This is a genomic window from Nocardia amikacinitolerans NBRC 108937, from assembly GCF_001612615.1.
GTDB lineage: Bacteria > Actinomycetota > Actinomycetes > Mycobacteriales > Mycobacteriaceae > Nocardia > Nocardia amikacinitolerans.
This window is the reverse complement of sequence record NZ_BDAU01000003.1, coordinates 65,485-87,193: the sequence shown is the minus strand read 5'-3', so window position 1 is coordinate 87,193 and position 21,709 is coordinate 65,485. Positions and strand designations below refer to the sequence as shown.

The window sequence follows — 21,709 nt, the reverse complement described above, 5'->3', positions numbered from 1 at the left end:
CGGAAAACTTGCGTCGTTAGTTTTGGAGGTGGCATGAACGCCACGCTGTCGTTGGCGAGCATCCTGGCCGAGCAGGCGCGCCGCCGCCCGGACCGGATCGCGCTGATCGAGGGCGCGCAGCGGATCACGTTCGCCGAGTTGTGGTCGCAGGCCCGCGAACAGGCCGCCGCGCTGATCGAACTCGGTGTGCGCCCCGGCGACCGCGTGGCGCTGATGTGCCCCAACACCGCCGAGTTCCCGCGCGCCTACTACGCGATTCTCGCCGCGGGCGCCGCGGTGATCCCGGTGCACCTGCTGCTGACCGCGAACGAGGCCGAGCACGTCCTGCGCGACAGCGGGGCGACGCTGCTAGTGTGTCACGAGCAGTTCGCCGCGGTCGGCCGTGCCGCGGCGGGCGCGGTCGGCATCGGCTGTCACGACCCGAACACCCTTGTGGCGGAACCTATTCGGTCGTTCGTCTCGCGCGCGCCAGGCGACACCGCGGTGATCTTCTACACCAGCGGCACCACGGGCAAGCCGAAGGGCGCCGAGCTCAGCCATCTGAACATGGTCATGAACGCGACGGTGAACGCCTTCGACGCCAACGACGTACGCAGCGACGACGTCGCGCTCGGCGCGCTTCCGCTGTTCCACATCTTCGGCCAGACCGTGTCCATGAACTCCACCTGGCGCGCGGGCGCGACGCTGGTGTTGCAGCCGCGCTTCGACCCCGACGAGGCCATCCGCCTGATGCACGCCGAGGGTGTCAACACCTTCCACGGCGTGCCGACGATGTACGTCCGGCTCATCACCGCGGCGACGAAACTCGGTGCGCCGCAACTGCGTTTGTGCATCTCCGGCGGAGCGTCGCTGCCGCAGCCGGTGCTGGAGACCTTCCACGACCTGTTCGGCACCCCGATCCTGGAGGGCTACGGACTTTCCGAGACCTCGCCGACCGCCGCGGTGAACCAGCCGGACTTCGGTCCGAAGGCGGGCACCGTCGGGCACGCGGTGTGGGGCGTCGAGGTGGAGATCGCCGACCCCGGTGTCGCGGACGAGATCGTCCTGCTGCCGCCCGGCGAGCTGGGGGAGATCGTTATTCGCGGGCACAACGTCTTCAAGGGCTACATCGGCAATCCGAGAGCCACCGCCGCCGCGGTCGTGCGGGGCTGGTTCCGCACGGGCGATCTCGGTGTGAAGGACGCCGACGGGTATGTCACCATCGCCGACCGGATCAAGGACATGATCATCCGCGGCGGGTTCAACGTGTATCCGAGCGAGGTGGAAGAGGCGCTGCTGTACCACCCCGCCATCGACGCGGTCGCGGTGATCGGCCTGCCCGACGAGACCTACGGCGAGGAGATCTGCGCGGTGGTCGTCGCCGGTGCCGAGCTGACCGCCGACCAGGTCATCGCGTTCGGTCGCACACGCCTGGCCAAGCACAAGTATCCGCGCCGCGTGGAGTTCGTCGACCAGTTGCCGCTCGGTCCGAGCCACAAGGTTCTCAAGCGCGAACTCGTGCTCCGGTACAGCTGACGCAGATACCCGTTCGACTCCCGAGCATGCGCAGGTAGAAGCGGTCCTTTGGCGCAAAGGGTGAAGTAGATCGGCGACCGGCCTATGCTTGGAGCACAACATTGGATGGCGGCCGGGGCCGCGGATCGTGGCGACGATCCCGCGACGCCGAGGGCCGAAAGACAGGACCGGCCGCAGGCTGAGATCTTCAGACGAGCACAGTCCCACGCGGTTCTCGGGCGAATCGCACCGACCATGGTGGCGCCGTTCAACGGTGCCGTTCGGCCGACGGGTGGGACACCATCCCGTTGGGAGGTTCTGCGATGTCGACGAAAATCGTTGTGCGGTCCGGTGTCGGGCGAATTCACCGCTATGTGTACGACAAGCGGCGGCCGGGGGGACGGTCGGTAGCCATGCGCGGCAGTTGCGTGGTGATGGCGGTGGACGGCGAACTGGATCTCGCCGGACTGCCCGAGCTGTGCGCCGCGCTGGACTCCATACCCGAGCACGGCTGTCGCGCCGTGATCGTCGATTTCCGCACCACCCGCTTCGTCGGGATTCGAGCCGCCATCGCACTGGGGGAGTTCAAGACGAAGCTCGCCGAACGCGGCGTCGACCTGCGGCTGGTGTCGGGACATGCCGAGGTCGACCGGGTCCTCGATGTGGTGGGCGTGCGCGCGCTGTTCTGTTATTATGCGAGCCTGGACGACGCGCTCGGACGATGAGGCGCGCGCGCTGATTTTCGGCGAAGGGTCGCTTCGTTTTACGGACGGCGTCCCGACCGCGGTCTGCGCTCGCTGCACTGCCGCGGCCTGCGCGCGGCGAACGGCACGGCCGCCGTGCTCACCGTCTACGCCGACCGACCTCACGTCTTGGACGTCGATCTCGACCCCGCGGCGGCGGCCTGCCGAGAGATCGTCGCGATGCTGGACGGCCGCTAGATCAGTCGTGCAACGTCGTCTGCGGTGCGACGCCGTAGGCCTGGCGATAGCTGCTCGCGAACCGGCCGGGATGGGCGAAACCCCACGCCGCGGCGACACCGGTGACGGTGTGCCCGTCGTCGGGGGAGGCCGCGAGCAGCTGCTCGTGCGCACCGGCCAGCCGCACCTTCCGCAGGTAGCCCATCGGCGTCGTGTCCAGGTGTTTGCGGAACGCGAGCTGGACGGCTCGGATGGTGACGTGGGCGCCGCCGCGATGTCGGCGACGCTGATCGGCTCGGCGACGTCCCGTTCTGGTGCGGCCGTGCCGGAAGCGCGGTCGCACCGGAACGATCGCCCGTCAGGGTTGCGGGTTGTCTGGCGGCGCCGGACGCGGGAGGTCGCGGCGAGCGGTCAGGACTTCGTCGTCGTCGGCGAGCGGTTCGGGATCGCGCCACTCGTCGGCGCGCGTCGACCGGTTGCCCTTCAACGCCCCTTCCAGCTCGTGCGCGAGTTGGTCGTCGCGCTTGGGGCCGTGCTTGCTGTTTCCACGTTCCATGGGTCCTCCTTTCACCTGATCACCGGCGCCGGTCGGCCAGGACGTGCCCCGTCATGACCGCGCAACGGCCATCTCCCTGATCTCGCGGCCGCGCGGAGGCGACATGGCGAACACCGCGGCCGCGGCGACGTCTTCCGGGCTGTCGAGCGGGATGTCCGGCGGCGGTGCGTATTCGGGCGGCCTGCCGTCGATGAAGGCGGTGTCCATTCCGCCGGGTATCAGCAGGGTGACGCCGACTTCGCCCGCGGTCTCGGCGGCCAGTGCCCTGGTCAGGCCGACCATGCCGAATTTCGAGGCGCAGTAGGCGGTCGCGTCGGGCAGCGCCTCGAGGCCGAGGGTGGAGGCGCAGGTGACAATGCTGCCGCGACTGGCACGCAACGCGGGCAGCGCGGCGCGGATGACCGCGGCGGTACCGATCAGGTTTGCCCGGACCACCCGCTCCCAGTCCTCGGGCGCGACCTCGTCCAGTTTGCCGCAGGCATCGGCGCCCACGGCGGTGAACATCGCGTCCAGCCGCCCGCCCGTGCGGGCGATCAGCGACCGCACCGCGCGCTCGGAGTCCCGGGAGTACGCCAGATCCGCGTACTCCCAAGGGACGTCGGTGTCGGGTTTGTCTCGGTCGACGACGATGGCGACACCGCCCGCCGCGCGCACGGCGTCGACGGTCGCGGCGCCGAGTCCGGACGCGCCGCCGGTGATCAGGACGGTGCCGAGGTCGTTCTTCGTCGATTGGTTCACGAGGGTCCCTTCCGAGCGTCAGGGCCGCGGACGCACTCGCTCGCCGCGCGCGGCGATGGTCACGGTGGTGCCATGTGCGGCGCTTACCCGCTTTCCCCTCGGCCAATCGACGCGTCCGCACGCTATTCCACGCGCCGCGTACGCCAACACCCAGCGCCGGTCGGACCTATCTAAACGGTTCGAATTGAGAGATTAAGCGGGGTCGCTTAACGTCGATTCATGAGTGACAGGTGTTCCCCAGCAGCCTCGACGGTCGAACGCGGGATTCGGTATGAGCTACGCTGATGGCCCCATCACCCAGATCGCCTGGGTGACCGACGATATCGAGAAGGCGGAACGTTTCTTCGTCACGCATTTCGGCGTGCGGAAATGGACGCGCATCCCCGACGTCGAATTCGGCCCGCGCACGTGCACCTATCGCGGCCGCCCCGCCGATTTCACCGCGCACATCGCGCTGTCGTATCTCGACGACATCCAGCTCGAATTGATTCAGCCGATCCGCGGCGAGAGCATCTACGCGGAGTTCCTCGCCCGCCGGGGTCCAGGACTGCACCACGTGTGCTTCGAACCGGACGACTTCGACGGCGCCGTGGCCGCGGCCGAGCGCGACGGGCTCACGGTGGTGCAGCGCGGGGACATGGCCGCCGACATGCGTTTCGCCTACGTCGACGGCGCCTCGGAGGGTGTGCCGTTCATCGAACTGGCCGAGATCGGCCCGGCCATGCGGGCGTTCTTCGATCAGGTGCGGCGCTCGGCGACCTGACTCAGAGCCGCCAACCTTCGCGCACCGATCGGCGGCAGCGGGTCCGCTCGTCACCGGCCGCTACGAACAGGGCGGTCAGCAACGGTATGCCGTTCGCCAAGGTTTCGCGGGGGAGCGGGCCGGTGGCGACGAGGGAAGCGAGGCCGTGCCCGATGGTCCAGCTCTGGGTGGCCAATTCCAGCGGATCCAGGCCGGACCGGAATCTGCCCGCGTCCTTCGCGCGGTGCACGGTGGTCACCACGCGGTGCAGCGTCTCGTCGGCGGCGGCCGAATCCTCGAGCTCGAAACCGGCGTCGAACATGACCCGATAGAGATCCGGATTCTCCAGTGCGTTGCCAAGGTAGGCGGCCCCGAGCGCCGCGAGGTCGCGCACCGGATCGGCGGTCGCCGCCACCTCGGCGAGCCTGGCCGACAGCCGGGTGAAGCCCTCCTGCCGCAGGGCTCGCCACAGCCCGTCCATACCGTCGAAGTAGGTGTAGACGGCCATGGTCGACACGTTGGTGCCCGCCACCAACCCCCGCAAGGTGACCGGTTCCCGTCGGCGCAGCATCAGCGCGGCGCGTTCGAGCAGCATCGACCGCACGTGCGGATTCTTGGTGCGGGCCATGGCGCAACAATACATAGCATTGTTATGGTTTGCCTGACAGCCGCACGCGCGGAACCGAAGACGTGGAGGAGTGGCCATGGCCGTCACGCTGGTCAACCCCGAGGGACTGCCCAAACCCGATGTGTACCGCCAGCTCTCGATCGCGCAGGGCAGCAGGCTGGTGTTCCTCGCCGGGCAGGTGGCCCGCGACGCCGAGGGCAACAAGGTGGGGGAGGGGGATTTCGCCGCGCAGGTCGAGCAGGCCTACCTCAACGTGGCCACCGCGCTCGCCGAGATCGGCGGCTCGTTCGACGACGTCGCGAAGCTGACGATCTACGTCGTGGACTGGAACGAGGAGAAGTACCCGCTGCTCGGCGAGGGCGTGGCGCGCGCGGCCGCGAAGCTCGGCGTCGATCCGGTCAAGCCGATCACCCTGCTCGGTGTCGTCGCGCTGGGCGAGCCCGACCTGATGGTCGAGGTCGAGGCGACCGCCGTCCTGGACTGAGGCCCCGGCTCAAAGACCGTGTCCGTGAGCGGACTTCACGGCGTCCAGGAGCATGGCAAGCGCGTGCTCGATGGTCTGGTCGAGGACCCGATCGGGACCGCCGTCGAACCGACGGTGCTCGGCCCGTACCTCGTCGGCGGTGGCGACGGCGAACCAGACCGAGCCCGCCGGTTCGCCGTCCTGCGGATCGGGGCCGCCGACTCCGGTGACCGCGACGCCCGCGAAGGCGTCCATGAGCGCGCGGACGCCGGTCGCCATCGCCCGCGCGGCCGTCTCGGAAACCACCGGCACGTCGGGAACGTCGAGCACTTTGCGTTTGATCTCCGGGCGATAGGCCACCACACCGCCGCGGAACCAGGTGGCCGAGTCCGGCGCGGCCCCGAGCGAGGAAGCCAGCCGACCGCAGGTCAGCGATTCCGCGACCGCGATGGTGAGGTCACGATCGAGCGCCAATTCGGCGAGCTCGGTGGCCCGTACGTCTGCTTGCGTCACCGGTACTCCCTCCTCTCGGGTCCGTGTCGACGTTACCGGCGCGACTTCGCCTCGGCCATCGATCCTGCCGCTGTTTCGATCGCGGCGAATCGGGAAATCGCCGTGCACCGGCTGCTCGTAGGGGGCGGCTCGGACCCGGAGGTGATGCCCATGACGCCTGCACGGTCGGGAACAGCGAGCTGGTCGCGCGGGAGGGTGGCGTGGTTCGACGCGCCGAAAGGGTTCGGTTTCATCGAACCCGCGTCGGATCCACGCGCATTGGTGTACGTGGACTATTCGAGTATCGAGATGGTCGGCTATCGCACCCTCGTCGAGGGGCAGCCGGTCGCGTTCATCCGATCGCGGGAACGGCCCGAGGCCGTTGTCGTGCGTGTGCTGGCCGAGGGCGTCCGCAAGGGGCGAGTGGCGGCCTGAACACGATCGCGGGCGGGTCGACGGTTGCCGTCGACCCGCCCGCGACCGTGTGCACTGCGGCTGCGCTGTGCACGACGGCAAGACTGCGCACTGCGGCGAGACTGCGCACGGCGGCAAGGAATGCGGGGCGGCATGGCCGGCCCGGCGGCACCTCGGCGGATATGGTCGATCGCTTCGCGTCAGGGGCGGGCCGGTCCGCCGGACGTGGTCCTCGCCGTTGAGGTCCGTCGTCGCCGTTGACGATGCCGGTGGTGGACAGCCTGCTCCTGTCGACTTGTCCGGCCGCTGACCGGGCCCTCATCCGTGGCCAGTTGCCGACAAAGAGGTCATACCCGCTGCGCGGCAAACGAATCGCGCGCGAGGGGCGTTGTCAGTGCGCGCAGTCCGGCGGAGTGTCCGGTAGGTCTTCGGCGCGCCGGAAGCCGATCGCCATGGCGATCAGCAGATCCTGGGACTCCGCCGACAGATCGCACGCCGCACGGGCCAGCCTGCGCAGCTTCCCGTCGAGCAACTGTTCGACCAGCACGCGGTCGCCGGAGTGATCGGCGCCGGACGGTTTCGCCAGCAGGCCGACCGGGCAGGTGTCGAAGAAGTCGGCCAGCGCGCGCACCGTGCGGACCGTCGGCGGGGTGCGCGAGCCGCTGCGCAAGCGGGCGACATACCGGGGCGAGATGGGATGACCCGCCGCGGTGAGCGCACGGGCCACCTCGGCGTTGCTGTAGCGCCGAGGGCATCCCGGCGGGCGGGCGCTGTCGAACAGCCGGTTCAACCGCTCGGTGAACTCCGATGCCTCACTGGCGGAGACGCGAGCCCGGTCGCTGATCTCGATGCGGCCAACCAACTCTGGATACCTCCGGTGACGTGTTCCTCCTGGTGGTGGCTGTGGCGCTCGGGATGGTACGCAGCGAAGGCAGGTGCCCGGGGCCGACACGCCGTGCCGTCGGCCCCGTCCTGATCTGGCTTCGGAGCTTGCGCTCAGCTCGGCGAGGGCGGCTCGCCGACGGCGCGGGTCGGGTCGATGACGGCGAACACCTCGCCCTGCTGCCCCTGCAGCACGCCCATCCTGCCGAACGGACTGTCGTCCGGACCGGCCAGCACGGTTGCGCCGAGTTCGGCCGCCTTGGCCAGCGACGCGTCGGCGTCGTCCACCTGGAACCAGGCCAGCCAGTGCGGTGGCGCCTCGACCTGCCTGCCTTTCGTGTCGTCGTTGATGCCGCCGACGGCGTCGCCGCCCGAGGGGAGGGTGAAGGTCGCGTAGTCGAAGTTCTGGCCGTCGCCGATCTCCTGGTAGTCGTAGCCGAACACCGACGCGTAGAACCGCTGCGCCTCCCGGTAGCCGGGGGTGTGCAGCTCGTTCCAGCAGTACGCGCCGTGCTCGTTGTAGATACGGGCGCCGGTGTGGGCCTTCGACTCCCACACACCGAAGGCGGCCCCGGTCGGATCGGTGGCGACGAACATGCGACCGAACTCGAGCACGTCGAACGGCGGCATCATGACGGTGCCGCCCGCCGCGGTCACCTTCTGCGCCACCTCGTCCGCGCTGTCGGCGGCGAAGTAGGTCGTCCACACCGAGGGCATCGCCATGTTATCCGGCTTGGGTCCGATACCCGCCGCGGCCGATCCCTTGCGCGACGCCATCAGATAGCCGCCCGCTTCCGGCGGGGAGTCGTCGATCTCCCAGCCGAACAGCGCCGAGTAGAACTCCCTGGCCCGGCCGGGGTCGTCGACCTGACAATCGACCCAGCACGGCGTGCCCTGCGGCCAAGCGGTGTCCCGAGTAGGCATATCCGTTCCTCCTACCTGATCGAAGATCACGAGTGGATGTTCAGCACTGCCTTGGCAACCGTCGATCAACCACGGTAGACCTATCCGCCGCGGTGGCTGGCACGAATGCCAGGGGGAACTGTCGGGAATGGTCGCCCCGCGGGCGCGGGGCGTGCGTCGGAGTGGACGCGGACGTGCGGAGAACAGGTGGAGTCGGGACAACGGGGTCGGTCGGCGGGGCGGTGGTACGGGTGGTGACGAGCGCGCGCGGCGGTTCCGCGCTGCCGTCACGGGAGTTGGTGCTGCGCGCGGTCTGCGGCGTGGTGGACGACTCCGACCCGCTGTTGGGCGCGGCGCACCAGTTGTCCAGGCTGCACGAGCGGCGCGAGCTGGTCGAGGCGGACGCCACGGGCGAGATCGATTGGCAGCGTGCGCGTCTGGTGTGCGAGATCGATCGGTGGGTCGGATTGCTCACGCCGCCACCGATTCCGGAGGCGCCTATGCACACCGAGAGCGTCGGCGCCGTCGTGGATCGGCTCGCGCAACTGGCCGTGCTCGCCTATCTCGCGCTGGCCCGCGGCGCCGAGGCGCAGCTCACCGACGTGCAGCAGCGGCTGAACGAATTGGGTTGGGCCTACGACGATCTGATCACCGAGGTGGGCAGCGGCGCCCGGCGGCTGCCTGGCGCCGCGGCGAACTGACCGAAAGAGGCGGGCCGCCAACCGAATCGACGGCCCGCGCGTTCACTCGGGCAGTTCAAGGCCGCGCGCGAGCACCGGCCAGGAGGCCTTCAGCGCGTCGAGCCAGTAACCCCAGGAATGGGTTCCGGTCGGCGGGAAGTCGTAGGTCGCCGGTATGCCGAGCGAGTTCAGCTTGGCCTGCAGATTGTGGCTGCAGTAGTTGACGCCCGCCTCGATCACCCCGCCGGTGAGCACTTGGCTCGCAAGCCCGTCCAGGCCGGGCAGCGTGTACGGGCCGTTGAGCATGTCGTAGCGGCCCGGCAGCCCGGTGCCGCTGGAAATGAAAAGCTCCACCCCGCGCAGCCCTTCGGCGTTCACGTACGGGTCGTTGGCCGCCCACATCGGATCGTCCTGCGGGCCGTACATGTTGTCGGTGTTGCCGCCACCCCACACCCCCACGGACAGGTTGACGAAGGAATACCCGATCGGATCGCTGATCTGCGCGCACCCGCTGTAGGCCGCCGCCGCGCGGAACAGTCCGGGCGCGGCGATCGGCAATTGCAACACGGAGGTGCCCGAAGTCGACAGTCCCGCAATGGCATTGAGGCCGTTGGTGCCCAGAGCGCCGTCGATCACCGGTGGCAGCTCCTCGGTGAAGAAGGTCTTCCACTTGTGCACACCGAGCACCGGGTCCGGCGCCCGCCAATCGGTGTAGTAACTCCACGCGCCGCCGATGGGCTGGACCACGTTGAGGTCCTTGGTGCCCAGGAACCGCAGCGCCTCGGGGGTGCGGTGATCCCAGTTGGCGGTGCCCTCGCCGCCGTCGGCGCCGGAGAGCAAGTACAGCGTCGGCCGCGGCGCCGAGGTGTCCGCGGGGCGCTGCACGGTGATGGTGATCGGACGGCCCATCGCCGCCGAGTAGACGCTCAGCGTCAGGTTGCGGTCGTCCTCGATGGTGAAATCGACGATGCGCGAACCATCCGGCGCCACGGGCCGGGCGAGCAGGGCGCCGCTCGTCATGATCGGATCGCTGGTCTCGGCGCGCGCCGCGCCGGGGACGAGCGTGGTGAGTATCGCCGCGGCGGCCGTCGCCAGCACGATCGCGGGCCTGCCGAGCGCTGGCCGCTCCATGGTGTACCTCCGTGACTCGTTCGGGTCCGTCGCACACTGCCAGGCACACCGTACTGGGTCGGCAATCGCTCGGCTATCGCGACGCGGCCGTTCCGCACGTCTCGCGAGTCAGGGTTCGGTCAGGCAATCCACGAACAGCGCGGTGGCCGACCGGCTGTCGTCGCCGCGCCATGCGACGGCCAGCTCGGCGGGCTCCAGTCCGTCGACCGGGCGAAACACCAAGCCGGGCCGCCGATAGAGGTCGGCGTTGCCCGCCGCGACCAAGGCGACGCCGAGTCCGGAGGCGATCGCCTCGAACGTCTCGTCCGCCCCGGTGGCCTCGGCGCCGATCCGGACCGGGTGACCGTCGCGCGCGTCGATCGCCAGCCAGTGATCGCGCAGCGGCCCGGCGGCGCGCGGCAGTGCGACGAACGGTTCGTCGAGCAGATCGGTGAACGCGACGGTCGCGTGGTCGGCGAGCCGGTGTCCTTCGGGAAGCATCACGCCGCGCGATTCGCGACGAAGCACCCGGGTGCGCAGCCCGTCGAGCGGGATCGGCAACCAGACGACGCCGACATCGCTGGACGCATCGGCGAGCCCCGCCGTCGGATCCGACCAGCCGACCAGGCGCAGCGAGACGGTCCAGTCCGGCGCCGCCGCGCGGAACCGGGAGATGGCTCGCCGCTGCAGATCGCGCCCCACCGCGGTCTGCATGCCGACCACCAGGGTCTGCGCGCGGCCGATCGCCTGGGCGCGCGGATAGGCGCGATCCCAGCGCTCCACCATCTCCCGCGCGGTCGGCAGCAACTCGGCGCCCTGCGCGGTGAGCGTGACGCCGCGCGACGTGCGTTCGAAGAGCTCGAAGCCGAGGCGGCGCTCCAGCGCTCGGATCTGTTTGGACAGCGCGGGTTGCGAGACGAAGACCCGCGCCGCTGCCCTGGTGAAGTTGGCCTCCTCCGCCACCGCGATCAGGTAGCGCAGATCCCGCAGGTCGACGTCCATAACGTTTGGTTATACCAACACGACTTGGACGGCAGGGGACATGATGGGGGAGAGTGGTGCCATGACCAAGATCCCCGTGCGCCACCTCGGCGAAATCCCGGTTTCCGCAGTCGGTTTCGGCGCGATGGTGCTTTCGCCCGGCATGTACGGCGATATCGACGACGACCGCGCCCTCGCCGCGCTGCGCCACGCGATCGACCACGGCGCCACGCTCATCGACACCAGCGACGGCTACGGCGTCGACGGCCACAACGAACGACTGATCGGGCGCGCGATCCGCGGTCGCCGCGACGAGCTCACCATCGCCACCAAATTCGGCTTCCGCGTTCCGGAAGGCGCCGCGGCGCACACGTTCCCGGTCGGCTTCGCGTTCGGCGAGCTCGCCGTCAACGCCGAGCCGCGTTACGTGCGCGGATACGCCGAGCAGAGCCTGCGCAACCTCGGTACCGACGTGATCGATCTGTACTACCCGCATTTCCCGGATCCCGAGGTGCCGATCGAGGAGACCGCGGGCGCGGTGGGCGAACTGGTGGCCGACGGCCTGGTGCGCTACCTCGGCCTGTCCAACGTCACCGCCGAGCAGTTGCGGCGCGCGCACGCTGCGCACCCGGTCCAGGTGGTGCAGGCGGAATGGTCGATGTGGCGGCCGATCGATGCCGAATTGATCGCGGCCGCTCGCGAATTGGGTGCTGGCGTCGTCGCGTGGAGTCCGCTCGGCGCGGGTTTCCTCACCGGAACGGTCGATCGTGTCGGCGCCGACGATTTCCGCGCCAATCTGCCCCGTTTCGACGCCGCCAATCTCGCCGCGAACAACGATTCCTACGCCGCGCTGCAGGGAATCGCGACCGAACTCGGCATCAGCCGAAGCCAATTGGCGCTCGCCTGGCTGCTGCACCAGGATCCGCACGTGGTGCCGATTCCGGGCAGCCGCACCCCAGCGCACATCGAGGACAACCTGTTCGCGGCGAATATCGGCCTGCACGCCGACACTCTGCGCCGCATCGAGCAGGTGCTCGACGGTGCGGAAGCGGCGGGGGCGACCTTGCTGGAGAGCTGAATCGGCCAGGAAGCCGGTGCGCGTCGGCCCGATCCGGGCGGGCCGACGCCTTCCGACAACCCCTCTCTCGGAACCGGAGTCGGCGAATCCGCGCGATCGGTCGAGGCGTCCGCTATACAGTGTGTCGCGCACGGCGCGCCGCCCGAATCCGCGACGCGGCAAATCTATAGTTTTGCTCGCAACGATGCATCGACTATGAATGTGGGGTGCTGTTCACACTCGTGATCACTTGCCTGCCATCGGATCTCCACGGTCGGAGGTCGATTTGACCATAGAGCACCCCATCGAGGACGAGGTCACGCAGCTGGCGCGGCGGGTCGAAAAGGCCCGCGGACGGCTGGCCTGGCAGTTCGACCCGGCTCTCACCGAGGCGCTGTCCGAGGACGAACTACACGCCGAACGCGAACTCGCCGAGCGAATTCGCGAACAGGACCGTGGACAGCGTTGGAAAGAGGTGCAGGCCGCCGCGGTCGCCTCCGACCGCGCGAGGCACACGGCGGAGGAAATCGCAAAGGCCGATATGCGAGATTTGTTGCTCGCCCGCAAGGCGATCGCCGCGCAGCGGCGCGAATCCAGTCCGCACGCCAAGCTCGCCTCGCTGTACCGGCACCGCGCCTGGTCGCTACGCGCGCTGGCCGGTGTGGTCGGCGCGGGCATGCTGTGGTCAGCGGTCAACGTGCAGCACAACATCGCCCCCGGCGGTCCGAGCGATCCGCTCTATTGGTTCAGCTATCTGCTGGAAGGGATGATCAGCGTCTGTCTGATCATCATCATGATCGGCACCAACAAGGTGGCCGAGTGGGGCGTCGTCGACAACCGCCGCCAGGTCGCCGCCGCCGAAATGGCGCTGCTGTCACTGACCGTCGGCCTCAACACCTACCCGTACCTGCGCTCCGGCCAATGGTACGAGGTGGCCGTGCACGCCATCGCGCCCGTGATGATCGGTGTGGCCCTGCTGATTCACGATGCCGCGAGCGCCCGCTACGGCTTGGCCATTCACCGGGCCACCGAGCAGGTGCGCGATCTGCCCGACCCGGCCGAGCAGATTCGGGCCAGCTTGCCCGCGTTGGTCCGGCGCGAAGTCGTCACCGTCGCGGCCGAGCGGCCCGCGCCCGCGCCGCGAGCCGAGCCGGAGGTCGTCGAGGAACAGTACGCGGAGCCCGAGGTCGACGAGACCGTCACGGAAGAGACCGCGGCCGAGGACGCGCCGACCGAACGGGTCGAGAAGCGTCGCGCGCCCGCCGAATCCGGGCAGCCCGCCGCGAACGGCAGCAACGGCATGGCGCCCGCGAAGGCCGAGCCGAGGCAGGCCGAAAGGCCAACGGTGGCAGCCAAGGTGGACAAGCCGGTCGTCGAGCCAGCCCCCGCGCGCACGCCGGAGCCGGTGGCCGCCAAGGTGGTCGTCCGGCAGACGCCCCCTCCGCCGACCAAGCCGATCGAGATCGACAAGCCCGCCGCGTCGCGTCCGGCCGCCGAGACCACGCCGATCAAGATGAGCACCAAGGACTCCCGCAACGCGAAGGACTCGCGGGACTCGCGCATCGCGAAGGACTCCCGCAAGGCGGCGCCGCCGGATCCGGACACTGCCTACCACGAGGTGGTTCGCTCGTCGGGCATCTACGACACCGGACAGTTCCGCATCGCCGAGGCGCTCGAACAGGAGCTCGCCGAGATGCAGGAGGCGCGCAGGCGGGCCCGCACCGGCAAGCGCTGAACGGTCAGCTCGGGCTCGCGGCCGGGGTGAGCGATTCGCGCAGCCGCCGATCGAGTTCGTCGCGATAGAACTCGAGGAAGCCGTCCGGGTCCGGTCCGGCGTTCTGCAGCACGAGGTGGTCGAACCCCGCGTCGGTATAGGCGCGGGCGGTCGCCACGTAGCGTTCCGGGTCGGAGCCGCAGGTGAAGTGGTCGCGGATGTCCTCCTCGCGGACCGTGGCGCTGGCGGCGGCGAAGTTGACCGGGTTGGGTAGCTCGCTCATGACCTTCCAGCCGGTGAGCGCCCAGCGGGTCGTCTCCAGCGCCGCCCGCGCACCGGTGTGTTCGTCGGGCGCCCAGGCCACCGGGACCTCGGCGTAGCGAGGTCCATTGCCACCGTGCTCCAGGTACTTCCGGACGATCGAGGGGTCGGCCTCGGTGGCGAAGAGGCCGTCACCGAGTTCGGCGGCGAGCTCGGCCGATTCGGGCCCGCCCGCCGCGACCGCGATGACCGGAAGCCGCTCGGGCAGGTCGAAGATCCTGGCGTCCGAAAGATGCAGGTACTTGCCCGAATACGACTGGTAGCCGCCGCGCCAGAGCAACCGGATGATCTCGAGCGCTTCGCGCAGCATCTCATGGCGCACCCGCACCGAGTCGGGGAATTCGAGCCCGACGATGTGCTCGTTGAGCCGTTCACCCGACCCGACGCCGAGCGTGAAGCGTCCGTCGGAGACCAGCGCCATGGTGGCGGCGGCCTGGGCGACGATCGCGGGATGGTAGCGCAGGATCGGACAGGTGACGCCGGTGGCCATGTCGATGCGCTCGGTACGCGCCGCGATGGCGCCGAGCACGGTCCAGGCGAACGGCGAGTGACCCTGATTGTCCAGCCAGGGATGGAAGTGGTCGCTGATCTCGACGAAGTCGAAACCCGCGCGCTCGGCCTGCACCGCCTGGCGGATCAGTTCGGCGGGACCGAAACCCTCTGCCGCCAGCTTGTACCCGATCTGCATCGCTACCTCCTCGGCTGGTGGTGTCGCCGTTCGATCACCGGTCGGCTACCCAAGCTCGCCTGCGGGAAACGAGAGCGCGAGCTCACCTGCCGGTCGAACGCGACAAGGTTTGCCGGGCACACGGCCGGGTAGATCCGCATCGTCGCACGTCACCGCAGATCCGCCGGGAGGTCCGATGTACGGTCTCGCGCAGTGGACACCGGGGCCGGGAGGCCCGGACCTGGTGCGGTTCGTCGCGACGAATCCGCGCCGCCGTCGGCCTCTGCCGGCGCCGGGATCCCGGACATACCGGGGGCCCGCGTGATCGGTTACTACATCCACCATCACGGCTCGGGACATCTCGTCCGCGCTCGCCGCATCAGCGCCTGCCTCGCGCAGCCGGTCACCGCGCTGACCTCGCTGACCCTCTCCGACGACGACATCTTCGACGACGTCGTGCACCTGCCCGCCGGCAATCCCGCCGCGACGGTCCGCGATCCCACCGCCTCGGGAGTCCTGCACTGGGCGCCACGGCACGATCGCGGGCTGGCCGAGCGGATGTCGGCGGTCGCGGCGTGGCTCGCGGCGACACGGCCGGACGCCCTGGTGGTGGACGTGTCGGTGGAGGTGGCGCTGCTGGCTCGCCTGCACGGGGTGCCCGTCGTCTGCATGGCGCTGCCCGGCGCCCGCACCGATCCCGCCCACCAGTTGGTGCACCGCGTCGCCGAACGCCTGATCGCGGCGTGGCCGCGCGAGCTCTACGATCCGGCGTGGCTGCGCCCGTACGCGGACAAGACCCGCTATGTCGGCGGCATCACCCGCTTCGACGGCCGCCCCCCGTTGTTCGCGGCGCGCGACGAACGACCGACGGTGCTGGTCGTCGGCGGCGCCTGCGGTGCGGCGTTCACCGCGGGGATGGTGCGCGCCTGCGCCCTGCGGCACCACCAATATCACTGGCGCACCATCGGATTGGGCGATTGGGTGGACGACCCGTGGCCGGAGCTGTGCCGGGCCGACGTGATCGTGACGCACGCCGGGCAGGGCGCGATCGCCGATGTCGCCGCCGCGGGCAAACCCGCCGTGGTGGTGCCCGCACCGCGCCCGTTCGATGAACAACTGGCCACCGCGCGCACGCTCGCGTCGGCGGGCATCGCGCTGACGGTGGACCGCTGGCCCGATCTCGAGGACTGGCCCGGTTTGCTCGCGCGGGCCCGCGAGCTGGATACCGACCGCTGGCGCGCGTGGCAGACCCGTGGCGCCGGGCTGCGCGCGGCGGCGGCGATCAGGGAGGTCGTCGCCGAGCGGCTGCGGTCCGTCTCGTGAGAACCGCGGTCGTCTGGGGGGGCGACCCGAGCGCCGGTGACGGCTCGCTGGGAAGCCGGGCGATAACCCGGCGCGAGCGGGGTAAGCGACCAGCATGACAGCGACCATGGTCCCGAAAGCCCACCCCATGCCCGAGCCGCGCGGCGAGCTGTCCGCGGCGGTGGTCGAACTGCTGGGCGGCACGCCGGGGCGGTCCGTACCGCGGATCGGGGCGACGGACCCGTTCGACGAGGACCCGTTCGACGAGGATCTGCTCGTCGCCCTGCACACCTGCTACGAGCTGCACTACTACGGGTTCGCGGAGGTCGATCCGGGCTGGGAGTGGGATCCCGGCCTGCTCGGGCTGCGCGCCGAGATGGAACAGCGGCTGCTGCGCGGGCTGCGCGACGCCGTCCCCGGCGGGACCGATCTGGAAGGCGAACTCGAACAGCTGCTCGTCACGCCGGTCGAGGCGAGCGGGCCGAGCCAGTTCCTGCTTGATCGCGGCGAGTGGTGGCAGATGCGCGAGTACCTGGTGCATCGCTCGCTCTACCACCACAAAGAGGCCGATCCGTACGCCTGGGTGATTCCGCGGCTGCGCGGGCAGGCGAAGGCGTCGCTGGTCGCGGTCGAGTTCGACGAGTTCGGCGGCGGGCGCGGCGAGCGAGTACACGCCGAGCTGTACGCGGAGCTGATGGCCGCGGCGGGCCTGAATCCGGACTACCTGCACTATCAGGACGTGATCCCGGCGCCGATGTTCGCGCTGATGGACACGATCTCGCTGTTCGGACTGCACCGTGAGCTGCGCGGGGCGCTCGTCGGGCATTTCGCGACCGTGGAGATCAGCTCGCCGCCGGGGGCGCGGCGGATGGTCGAGGCGCTGCGCCGCCTCGACGCCGACCCCGCCTGCACGCTGTTCTACCGCGAGCACATCGAGGCCGACGCGGTGCACGAACAGGTCATGCGCCGCGACGTGATCGGTGACCTGCTCGCCAAGGAGCCCGCGTTGACCGAATCGGTGGTGTTCGGCATCCAGGCGACGAACCTGCTGGAGGACCGGTTCGCCGAGCATGTGCTGGGCTGCTGGGAGGCGGGACGCGGTTCGCTGCGCGACGGTGCGCCTGCTTCGGTGGGACCGCACGATTAGTTCGGCGCATTCCGGCTATCCGGCCTCTGTGATGTTGATTCGCCCGCCCTGGGTCTATCGCCCGCAAATGGATACCTGGCTGTTGGCCAGGGCGCTGTCCGAGGCGGGCATTCCGCGCGGTGGGCATGTGCTGGACGTGTGCACGGGAAGCGGGGCTTTGGCCATCGCGGCCGCGCGCAGTGGCGCCGCGGCGGTGACCGCCGTGGACATCTCCCGCTCCGCGGCGGTGTCGGCGTGGCTGAACTGCCGGATCCGGGGGATCGGGGCGGAGGTGATCCGCGGCGACTTCAGCTGCGCGCTGCGCGGACGCCGCTTCGATCTCGTTCTCGCCAACCCGCCCTACGTCCCCGCGCCTGCGGGTGCGGGGCACCACGGTCCGGCGCGGGCGTGGAACGCGGGAGCGTCCGGTCGGGCCGCGCTCGACCGGCTGTGCCGGATGATGCCGGAACTGCTGAAACCCCGCGGTGCGGCGCTGGTCGTGCACTCCATGCTGTCCGATCCGGACAGCACGCTGACCCAATTACGTGACACCGGTTTGAAAGCCGCGATCGTGGCCCGCCACACCGTCCCCTTCGGGCCGGTGCTGCGCGGGCGCGCCGACTGGCTCGCCTCGATCGGACTCATCGAACCCGGCCAGGACAAGGAAGATCTGGTGGTGATCCGTGCCGATCGAATCCGAAAATGAGCGCAGGCGAGTCACTTTCACCGACGACGGCCCCGCTCTCGTCGAGGGACCGGTGGAACTCGTTACCGCCGACGGCAAGACGATCCGCTGCGACCGCTTCCAGGTCGCGATCTGCCTGTGCCGCCGCTCCGCGAACTACCCCCTGTGTGACACCAGCCACCGCAAACACCGCCGCGGCACCGCCTGAGGACGGATTCCGACAACGACGCACGGACAGGAGGAACCATGGGTCAACAGGTCGGCGACTATGTCGTGCGACGACTGCGCGAATGGAATGTCCAGCAGGTCTTCGGGTATCCCGGTGACGGCATCAACGGCTTGATCGCCGCCTTCGGACGGGCCGACGACGACCCGGCCTTCATCCAGGCCAGGCACGAGGAGATGTCGGCGTTCGAGGCCACCGGCTACGCCAAATTCAGCGGCAACGCCGGTGTCTGCGCCGCCACCTCGGGACCGGGCGCGATCCATCTGCTGAACGGCCTCTACGACGCCAAACTCGATCACGTGCCGGTGGTGGCGATCGTCGGGCAAACCGCGCGCAGCGCGATGGGCGCCAGCTACCAGCAGGAAGTGGATCTGCAGAACCTCTTCCAGGACGTCGCCGACTACGTGGTCGAAGTCAATGTCGCCAATCAGTTGCCCAACGCGCTCGACCGCGCGTTCCGCGTCGCCATCACGCGGCGCGCGCCGACGGTCGTGATCATCCCCTCCGATCTCCAAGAGGAGGAGTACGAGCCGCCCGAGCACGCCTTCAAGCAGGTGCCCTCCAGTCCGCCGGGCGCGCTGCCGCCCGCGCGGGTGATCCCGGCGAGCGACGAGATCCGGCGCGCCGCGGAGATTCTCGATTCCGGATCGCGGGTCGCGATCCTGATCGGCCAGGGCGCTCGCTCGGCGGCCGCGGAGGTCGTGGAGATCGCCGATCGCACCGGCGCGGGTGTGGCGAAGGCGCTGCTCGGCAAGGACGTGCTTCCCGACGACCTGCCGTTCGTCACCGGGCCGATCGGACTGCTCGGCAGCAGGCCGAGCTACGAGCTGATGCGCGACTGCGACACCCTGCTCATCGTCGGCTCCAGCTTCCCCTACTCGCAGTTCCTGCCCGAGTTCGGTCAGGCGCGCGCGGTGCAGATCGATATCGACGGCACCATGATCGGCATGCGGTACCCGACCGAGGTGAATCTGGTCGGTGACGCGAAATCCACGCTGGCCGAGCTCATTCCGCTGATCCAGCGCAAGACCGATCGGTCGTGGCGGGAGAAGGTGGAGAAGAACGTGGCCCGCTGGTGGGAGACGCTCGAACGGCAGTCGATGCTGGAGGCGCGACCGCTCAACCCCATGCGCGTGGTCTGGGAACTGTCCGAACGCATTCCCGAGAACGCCATTGTCACCGCGGATTCCGGCTCCTCGACCAACTGGTATGCCCGGTGCCTGCGCTTCCGCGGCCAGATGCGCGGCTCGCTGTCCGGCACGCTGGCGACGATGGGTCCTGGCGTCCCGTACGCCATCGGCGCGAAGTTCGCCCACCCGGACCGGCCCGCGATCGCGCTGGTCGGCGACGGCGCGATGCAGATGAACGGGCTCGCCGAGCTGCTCACCATCGCCCGCTACCGGCGCAGGTGGTCGGATCCGCGGCTGATCGTCTGCGTCTTCCACAACAACGATCTCAACCAGGTCACCTGGGAGCTGCGCGCGATGGGCGGCGCGCCGAAATTCGAGGAGTCGCAATCGCTTCCCGAGGTCTCCTACGCGGAGGTCGCCAGGGTCATGGGGTTGGCCGCGATCACCGTCGAGGCGCCAGAGGACCTGGGTCCCGCCTGGGATCGCGCACTGCACGCCGACGGTCCTGTACTGCTCGATGTGCTCTGCGATCCCGAAGTGCCGCCCATTCCGCCGCACGCCACCTGGGAGCAGCTGAAGGACACCGCCGAAGCCGTGCTACGCGGCGACCCCGACGCAAGGCGCTTCATCACCCAGGGCATGAAAGCCAAAGCGCAGGAATTCATCAGGAGGAGTTGACCAATGGGTTTTCCGGAGCAGCAGCAAGAGGTCCCCGGCGTCCAGGCCAGGATGACGCCGGTGCCGGACTGCGGCGAGGACAGCTACCGCGGTTCGGGCAAGCTGACCGGCAAGGCGGCGGTGATCACGGGCGCCGACAGCGGCATCGGGCGCGCGGTGGCGATCGCGTTCGCCAGGGAAGGCGCCGACGTGCTGATCTCCTATCTCGACGAGGACGAGGACGCGAAGCAGGTCGCCGACCTGGTGACCCAGGCGGGCCGCAAGGCCGTGCTGGTGCCGGGTGATCTCGCCGATCCGGCGCACTGCCGCGCCGTCATCGATCGCGCGGTGCGGGAGTTCGGCAAGATCGACGTGCTGGTCAGCAACGCGGCCTATCAGATGACCCACGAGACCCTCGAGGAGATCTCCGACGAGGAGTTCGACCACACCTTCAAGCTGAACGTCGGCGCGTACTTCTATCTCGTGAAAGCCGCTCTGCCGCACATGCCTTCGGGCGCGTCGATCATCGGCAGCTCGTCGGTGAACTCGGACATGCCCTCGCCGACGCTCGCGCCCTACGCGGCGACCAAGGCGGCCATCGCGAACTTCTCCGCCAGCCTGGCGCAGTTGCTGGGGGAGCGCGGGATTCGAGTCAACAGCGTCGCGCCGGGACCGATCTGGACGCCGCTGATCCCGTCGACCATGCCGGTGGAGAAGGTCACGAAGTTCGGCGACGACACGCCGCTGGGGCGGGCGGGACAACCGGCCGAACTCGCCGCGGCCTACGTGCTGCTCGCCTCCGACGACGGCAGCTACATCTCGGGCGCGCGGCTCGCCGTGACCGGCGGGCGGCCCATTCTCTGATCCGTCCGCGGCGGTGGTCGTCGGGGCAGGTGAGGCCCGGTTTCTTTGCGATCACGTTTCGATAACGACGACGCGGGTACCCCACCAGAGTCGAATTCGGTTGGAAACGAGGTACATCGGATGAAGCATGAATCGACCGTGGGCATCGCGGACGACGACACCGCCCGGATGGACTCTTACGACAACGCCGAGCCGTGGTTCGAGAAGCTGGCGAGCCTGGACGAGAACGACCCGCATCGGCAGCGGCTGCGCGACGACATCGTCCGGATGTGCCTGCCGCTGGCCGAACACATCGCGCGGCGCTTCGCGGGCCGCGGCGAGGCGTTCGACGACCTGCACCAAATCGCCCGCCTCGGGTTGGTGCAGGCCGTGGATCGCTTCGACGTCTCCCGCGGCAGTTCCTTCCTGTCGTTCGCGGTGCCGACCGTGATGGGGGAGGTGCGGCGGCACTTCCGCGACCGCACCTGGTCGGTGCGGGTTCCGCGGCGGCTCAAGGAGATTCAGCAGCTGATCGGCCCCGCCACCGACACGCTCGCGCAGCGGCTCGGTCGCATGCCGACCGCCCGCGAACTCGCCGCCGAACTGGATGTGGAGCTCACCGAGATCACCCAGGCGCTGGTGGCGAGCAACGGCTACCAGGCGGGCTCGCTGGACGCCGGCTCGCGCGACAACGACGACGACGGTTCGCCGCGCGCCGCCGTGGAAACGCTCGGCGCGGAGGAACCCTGCTACCGGCTGCTGGAGGACGCGATGGCGGTGCGTCCGCTCATCGCCGCACTGCCGGAGCGCGAACGCCAGGTGCTCGTCATGCGGTTCTTCGAGAACCGGACCCAGGCCCAGATCGCCGAGCGTCTCGGGGTGTCGCAGATGCAGATCTCGCGCGTCCTCGCGAAGACGTTGAAGACGCTGCGCGAACGGGCGCTCGGCGACGACGCCGAGCATGTGGCGGCCTGATCC

25 protein-coding genes are annotated in these 21,709 nt (G+C 69.5%); 15 read left to right on the top strand and 10 right to left on the bottom strand.

Annotated elements, in window-relative coordinates; genetic code table 11:
- The first annotated feature begins 33 nt into the window (after positions 1-33).
- Entirely contained in the window at positions 34-1,515 is a 1,482-nt protein-coding gene (locus tag NAM01S_RS03820; protein WP_067779297.1) for a long-chain-fatty-acid--CoA ligase, read from the top strand.
- Between the two features lie 302 nt (positions 1,516-1,817).
- Positions 1,818-2,219, top strand: a complete 402-nt coding sequence (locus NAM01S_RS03815) for an STAS domain-containing protein (protein ID WP_067779294.1) — start codon at positions 1,818-1,820, stop codon at positions 2,217-2,219.
- Between the two features lie 217 nt (positions 2,220-2,436).
- Here the strand turns inward: NAM01S_RS03815 and NAM01S_RS03810 are convergent, their stop codons facing one another.
- Genes NAM01S_RS03810 through NAM01S_RS03800 form a run of 3 tightly spaced genes read right to left on the bottom strand, consistent with a single transcriptional unit; the run spans position 2,437 to position 3,708 of the window.
- Positions 2,437-2,757, bottom strand: coding sequence for a helix-turn-helix transcriptional regulator (locus NAM01S_RS03810; RefSeq protein WP_067779286.1), 321 nt, complete (start codon positions 2,755-2,757; stop codon positions 2,437-2,439).
- A 15-nt stretch (positions 2,758-2,772) separates the two neighbouring features.
- On the bottom strand, positions 2,773-2,970 hold the full coding sequence (locus NAM01S_RS03805; RefSeq protein ID WP_067779284.1) for a hypothetical protein: 198 nt from the start codon (positions 2,968-2,970) through the stop codon (positions 2,773-2,775).
- Between the two features lie 51 nt (positions 2,971-3,021).
- Entirely contained in the window at positions 3,022-3,708 is a 687-nt protein-coding gene (locus NAM01S_RS03800) for an SDR family oxidoreductase (protein ID WP_067779282.1), read from the bottom strand.
- Positions 3,709-3,979: 271 nt separating this feature from the next.
- On the opposite strand from NAM01S_RS03800, the gene NAM01S_RS03795 reads away from it, so the two are divergent.
- The gene (locus NAM01S_RS03795; RefSeq protein ID WP_067779280.1) at positions 3,980-4,471 is read left to right on the top strand and encodes a VOC family protein; all 492 of its coding nucleotides are present in this window, start codon (positions 3,980-3,982) and stop codon (positions 4,469-4,471) included.
- A gap of 1 nt (position 4,472) precedes the next feature.
- On the opposite strand, the gene NAM01S_RS03790 is transcribed toward NAM01S_RS03795, so the two are convergent.
- Complete coding sequence (locus tag NAM01S_RS03790) at positions 4,473-5,078, bottom strand: TetR/AcrR family transcriptional regulator (RefSeq protein ID WP_067779276.1); 606 nt, start codon at positions 5,076-5,078, stop codon at positions 4,473-4,475.
- A gap of 76 nt (positions 5,079-5,154) precedes the next feature.
- Between NAM01S_RS03790 and NAM01S_RS03785 the strand changes: the two genes are divergently transcribed.
- Positions 5,155-5,562, top strand: a complete 408-nt coding sequence (locus NAM01S_RS03785; protein WP_067779273.1) for a RidA family protein — start codon at positions 5,155-5,157, stop codon at positions 5,560-5,562.
- 9 nt (positions 5,563-5,571) lie between these two features.
- Here NAM01S_RS03785 and NAM01S_RS03780 read toward each other — a convergent pair whose 3' ends face one another.
- Positions 5,572-6,054: a CinA family protein gene (locus NAM01S_RS03780; RefSeq protein WP_067779270.1), complete on the bottom strand. Its 483-nt coding sequence runs from the start codon at positions 6,052-6,054 to the stop codon at positions 5,572-5,574.
- A 150-nt stretch (positions 6,055-6,204) separates the two neighbouring features.
- On the opposite strand from NAM01S_RS03780, the gene NAM01S_RS03775 reads away from it, so the two are divergent.
- Positions 6,205-6,468, top strand: coding sequence for a cold shock domain-containing protein (locus NAM01S_RS03775; protein WP_067779444.1), 264 nt, complete (start codon positions 6,205-6,207; stop codon positions 6,466-6,468).
- A 370-nt stretch (positions 6,469-6,838) separates the two neighbouring features.
- Here the strand turns inward: NAM01S_RS03775 and NAM01S_RS03770 are convergent, their stop codons facing one another.
- Positions 6,839-7,309, bottom strand: coding sequence for a transcriptional regulator (locus NAM01S_RS03770; protein WP_253798166.1), 471 nt, complete (start codon positions 7,307-7,309; stop codon positions 6,839-6,841).
- A gap of 134 nt (positions 7,310-7,443) precedes the next feature.
- The gene (locus NAM01S_RS03765) at positions 7,444-8,253 is read right to left on the bottom strand and encodes a VOC family protein (protein ID WP_067779267.1); all 810 of its coding nucleotides are present in this window, start codon (positions 8,251-8,253) and stop codon (positions 7,444-7,446) included.
- A 233-nt stretch (positions 8,254-8,486) separates the two neighbouring features.
- On the opposite strand from NAM01S_RS03765, the gene NAM01S_RS03760 reads away from it, so the two are divergent.
- Positions 8,487-8,933 (top strand): DUF4254 domain-containing protein, encoded by a 447-nt coding sequence (locus tag NAM01S_RS03760; protein ID WP_253798164.1) that lies wholly within the window; start codon positions 8,487-8,489, stop codon positions 8,931-8,933.
- 42 nt (positions 8,934-8,975) lie between these two features.
- Here NAM01S_RS03760 and NAM01S_RS03755 read toward each other — a convergent pair whose 3' ends face one another.
- Both NAM01S_RS03755 and NAM01S_RS03750 read right to left on the bottom strand, forming a co-directional pair.
- Positions 8,976-10,043: an alpha/beta hydrolase gene (locus tag NAM01S_RS03755; RefSeq protein ID WP_067779264.1), complete on the bottom strand. Its 1,068-nt coding sequence runs from the start codon at positions 10,041-10,043 to the stop codon at positions 8,976-8,978.
- Positions 10,044-10,151: 108 nt separating this feature from the next.
- Positions 10,152-11,024: a LysR family transcriptional regulator gene (locus NAM01S_RS03750; RefSeq protein WP_067779261.1), complete on the bottom strand. Its 873-nt coding sequence runs from the start codon at positions 11,022-11,024 to the stop codon at positions 10,152-10,154.
- Positions 11,025-11,085: 61 nt separating this feature from the next.
- On the opposite strand from NAM01S_RS03750, the gene NAM01S_RS03745 reads away from it, so the two are divergent.
- Positions 11,086-12,081, top strand: a complete 996-nt coding sequence (locus NAM01S_RS03745) for an aldo/keto reductase (protein ID WP_067779258.1) — start codon at positions 11,086-11,088, stop codon at positions 12,079-12,081.
- A gap of 265 nt (positions 12,082-12,346) precedes the next feature.
- Positions 12,347-13,795 carry a hypothetical protein gene (locus NAM01S_RS03740; RefSeq protein ID WP_067779255.1) on the top strand — a complete coding sequence of 483 codons (1,449 nt, stop codon included), beginning with the start codon at positions 12,347-12,349 and terminating at the stop codon, positions 13,793-13,795.
- Between the two features lie 4 nt (positions 13,796-13,799).
- Here NAM01S_RS03740 and NAM01S_RS03735 read toward each other — a convergent pair whose 3' ends face one another.
- Entirely contained in the window at positions 13,800-14,783 is a 984-nt protein-coding gene (locus NAM01S_RS03735; RefSeq protein ID WP_067779251.1) for a TIGR03557 family F420-dependent LLM class oxidoreductase, read from the bottom strand.
- Positions 14,784-15,083: 300 nt separating this feature from the next.
- Between NAM01S_RS03735 and NAM01S_RS03730 the strand changes: the two genes are divergently transcribed.
- The 7 genes from NAM01S_RS03730 (at position 15,084) to NAM01S_RS03700 (ending at position 21,706) form a co-directional block, all read left to right on the top strand.
- A complete protein-coding gene (locus NAM01S_RS03730) occupies positions 15,084-16,085 on the top strand; it encodes a glycosyltransferase (RefSeq protein ID WP_067779248.1) in 1,002 nt (333 codons plus the stop codon).
- A gap of 94 nt (positions 16,086-16,179) precedes the next feature.
- Entirely contained in the window at positions 16,180-17,211 is a 1,032-nt protein-coding gene (locus NAM01S_RS03725; RefSeq protein ID WP_067779245.1) for an iron-containing redox enzyme family protein, read from the top strand.
- A gap of 31 nt (positions 17,212-17,242) precedes the next feature.
- Complete coding sequence (locus NAM01S_RS03720) at positions 17,243-17,896, top strand: HemK2/MTQ2 family protein methyltransferase (protein WP_067779242.1); 654 nt, start codon at positions 17,243-17,245, stop codon at positions 17,894-17,896.
- Positions 17,874-18,083 carry a CDGSH iron-sulfur domain-containing protein gene (locus NAM01S_RS03715; RefSeq protein WP_067779240.1) on the top strand — a complete coding sequence of 70 codons (210 nt, stop codon included), beginning with the start codon at positions 17,874-17,876 and terminating at the stop codon, positions 18,081-18,083. Before NAM01S_RS03720 ends, NAM01S_RS03715 begins: the two co-directional genes overlap by 23 nt.
- Before the next feature lie 38 nt (positions 18,084-18,121).
- Positions 18,122-19,909: a thiamine pyrophosphate-requiring protein gene (locus tag NAM01S_RS03710; RefSeq protein WP_067779236.1), complete on the top strand. Its 1,788-nt coding sequence runs from the start codon at positions 18,122-18,124 to the stop codon at positions 19,907-19,909.
- Positions 19,910-19,912: 3 nt separating this feature from the next.
- Positions 19,913-20,752 (top strand): glucose 1-dehydrogenase, encoded by an 840-nt coding sequence (locus NAM01S_RS03705; protein ID WP_067779234.1) that lies wholly within the window; start codon positions 19,913-19,915, stop codon positions 20,750-20,752.
- Positions 20,753-20,872: 120 nt separating this feature from the next.
- Positions 20,873-21,706: an RNA polymerase sigma factor SigF gene (locus NAM01S_RS03700; protein ID WP_067779231.1), complete on the top strand. Its 834-nt coding sequence runs from the start codon at positions 20,873-20,875 to the stop codon at positions 21,704-21,706.
- Positions 21,707-21,709: the final 3 nt, after the last annotated feature.

Coding starts and splice junctions, on each gene's coding strand:
- NAM01S_RS03710 (WP_067779236.1), top strand. CDS start 18,122: ATGGGTCAACAGGTCGGCGACTATGTCGTGCGACGACTGCGCGAATGG.
- NAM01S_RS03725 (WP_067779245.1), top strand. CDS start 16,180: ATGACAGCGACCATGGTCCCGAAAGCCCACCCCATGCCCGAGCCGCGC.
- NAM01S_RS03735 (WP_067779251.1), bottom strand. CDS start 14,783: ATGCAGATCGGGTACAAGCTGGCGGCAGAGGGTTTCGGTCCCGCCGAA.
- NAM01S_RS03775 (WP_067779444.1), top strand. CDS start 6,205: ATGACGCCTGCACGGTCGGGAACAGCGAGCTGGTCGCGCGGGAGGGTG.
- NAM01S_RS03705 (WP_067779234.1), top strand. CDS start 19,913: ATGGGTTTTCCGGAGCAGCAGCAAGAGGTCCCCGGCGTCCAGGCCAGG.
- NAM01S_RS03785 (WP_067779273.1), top strand. CDS start 5,155: ATGGCCGTCACGCTGGTCAACCCCGAGGGACTGCCCAAACCCGATGTG.
- NAM01S_RS03795 (WP_067779280.1), top strand. CDS start 3,980: ATGAGCTACGCTGATGGCCCCATCACCCAGATCGCCTGGGTGACCGAC.
- NAM01S_RS03745 (WP_067779258.1), top strand. CDS start 11,086: ATGACCAAGATCCCCGTGCGCCACCTCGGCGAAATCCCGGTTTCCGCA.
- NAM01S_RS03720 (WP_067779242.1), top strand. CDS start 17,243: ATGTTGATTCGCCCGCCCTGGGTCTATCGCCCGCAAATGGATACCTGG.
- NAM01S_RS03790 (WP_067779276.1), bottom strand. CDS start 5,078: ATGGCCCGCACCAAGAATCCGCACGTGCGGTCGATGCTGCTCGAACGC.
- NAM01S_RS03755 (WP_067779264.1), bottom strand. CDS start 10,043: ATGGAGCGGCCAGCGCTCGGCAGGCCCGCGATCGTGCTGGCGACGGCC.
- NAM01S_RS03750 (WP_067779261.1), bottom strand. CDS start 11,024: ATGGACGTCGACCTGCGGGATCTGCGCTACCTGATCGCGGTGGCGGAG.
- NAM01S_RS03815 (WP_067779294.1), top strand. CDS start 1,818: ATGTCGACGAAAATCGTTGTGCGGTCCGGTGTCGGGCGAATTCACCGC.
- NAM01S_RS03820 (WP_067779297.1), top strand. CDS start 34: ATGAACGCCACGCTGTCGTTGGCGAGCATCCTGGCCGAGCAGGCGCGC.
- NAM01S_RS03805 (WP_067779284.1), bottom strand. CDS start 2,970: ATGGAACGTGGAAACAGCAAGCACGGCCCCAAGCGCGACGACCAACTC.
- NAM01S_RS03700 (WP_067779231.1), top strand. CDS start 20,873: ATGAAGCATGAATCGACCGTGGGCATCGCGGACGACGACACCGCCCGG.
- NAM01S_RS03765 (WP_067779267.1), bottom strand. CDS start 8,253: ATGCCTACTCGGGACACCGCTTGGCCGCAGGGCACGCCGTGCTGGGTC.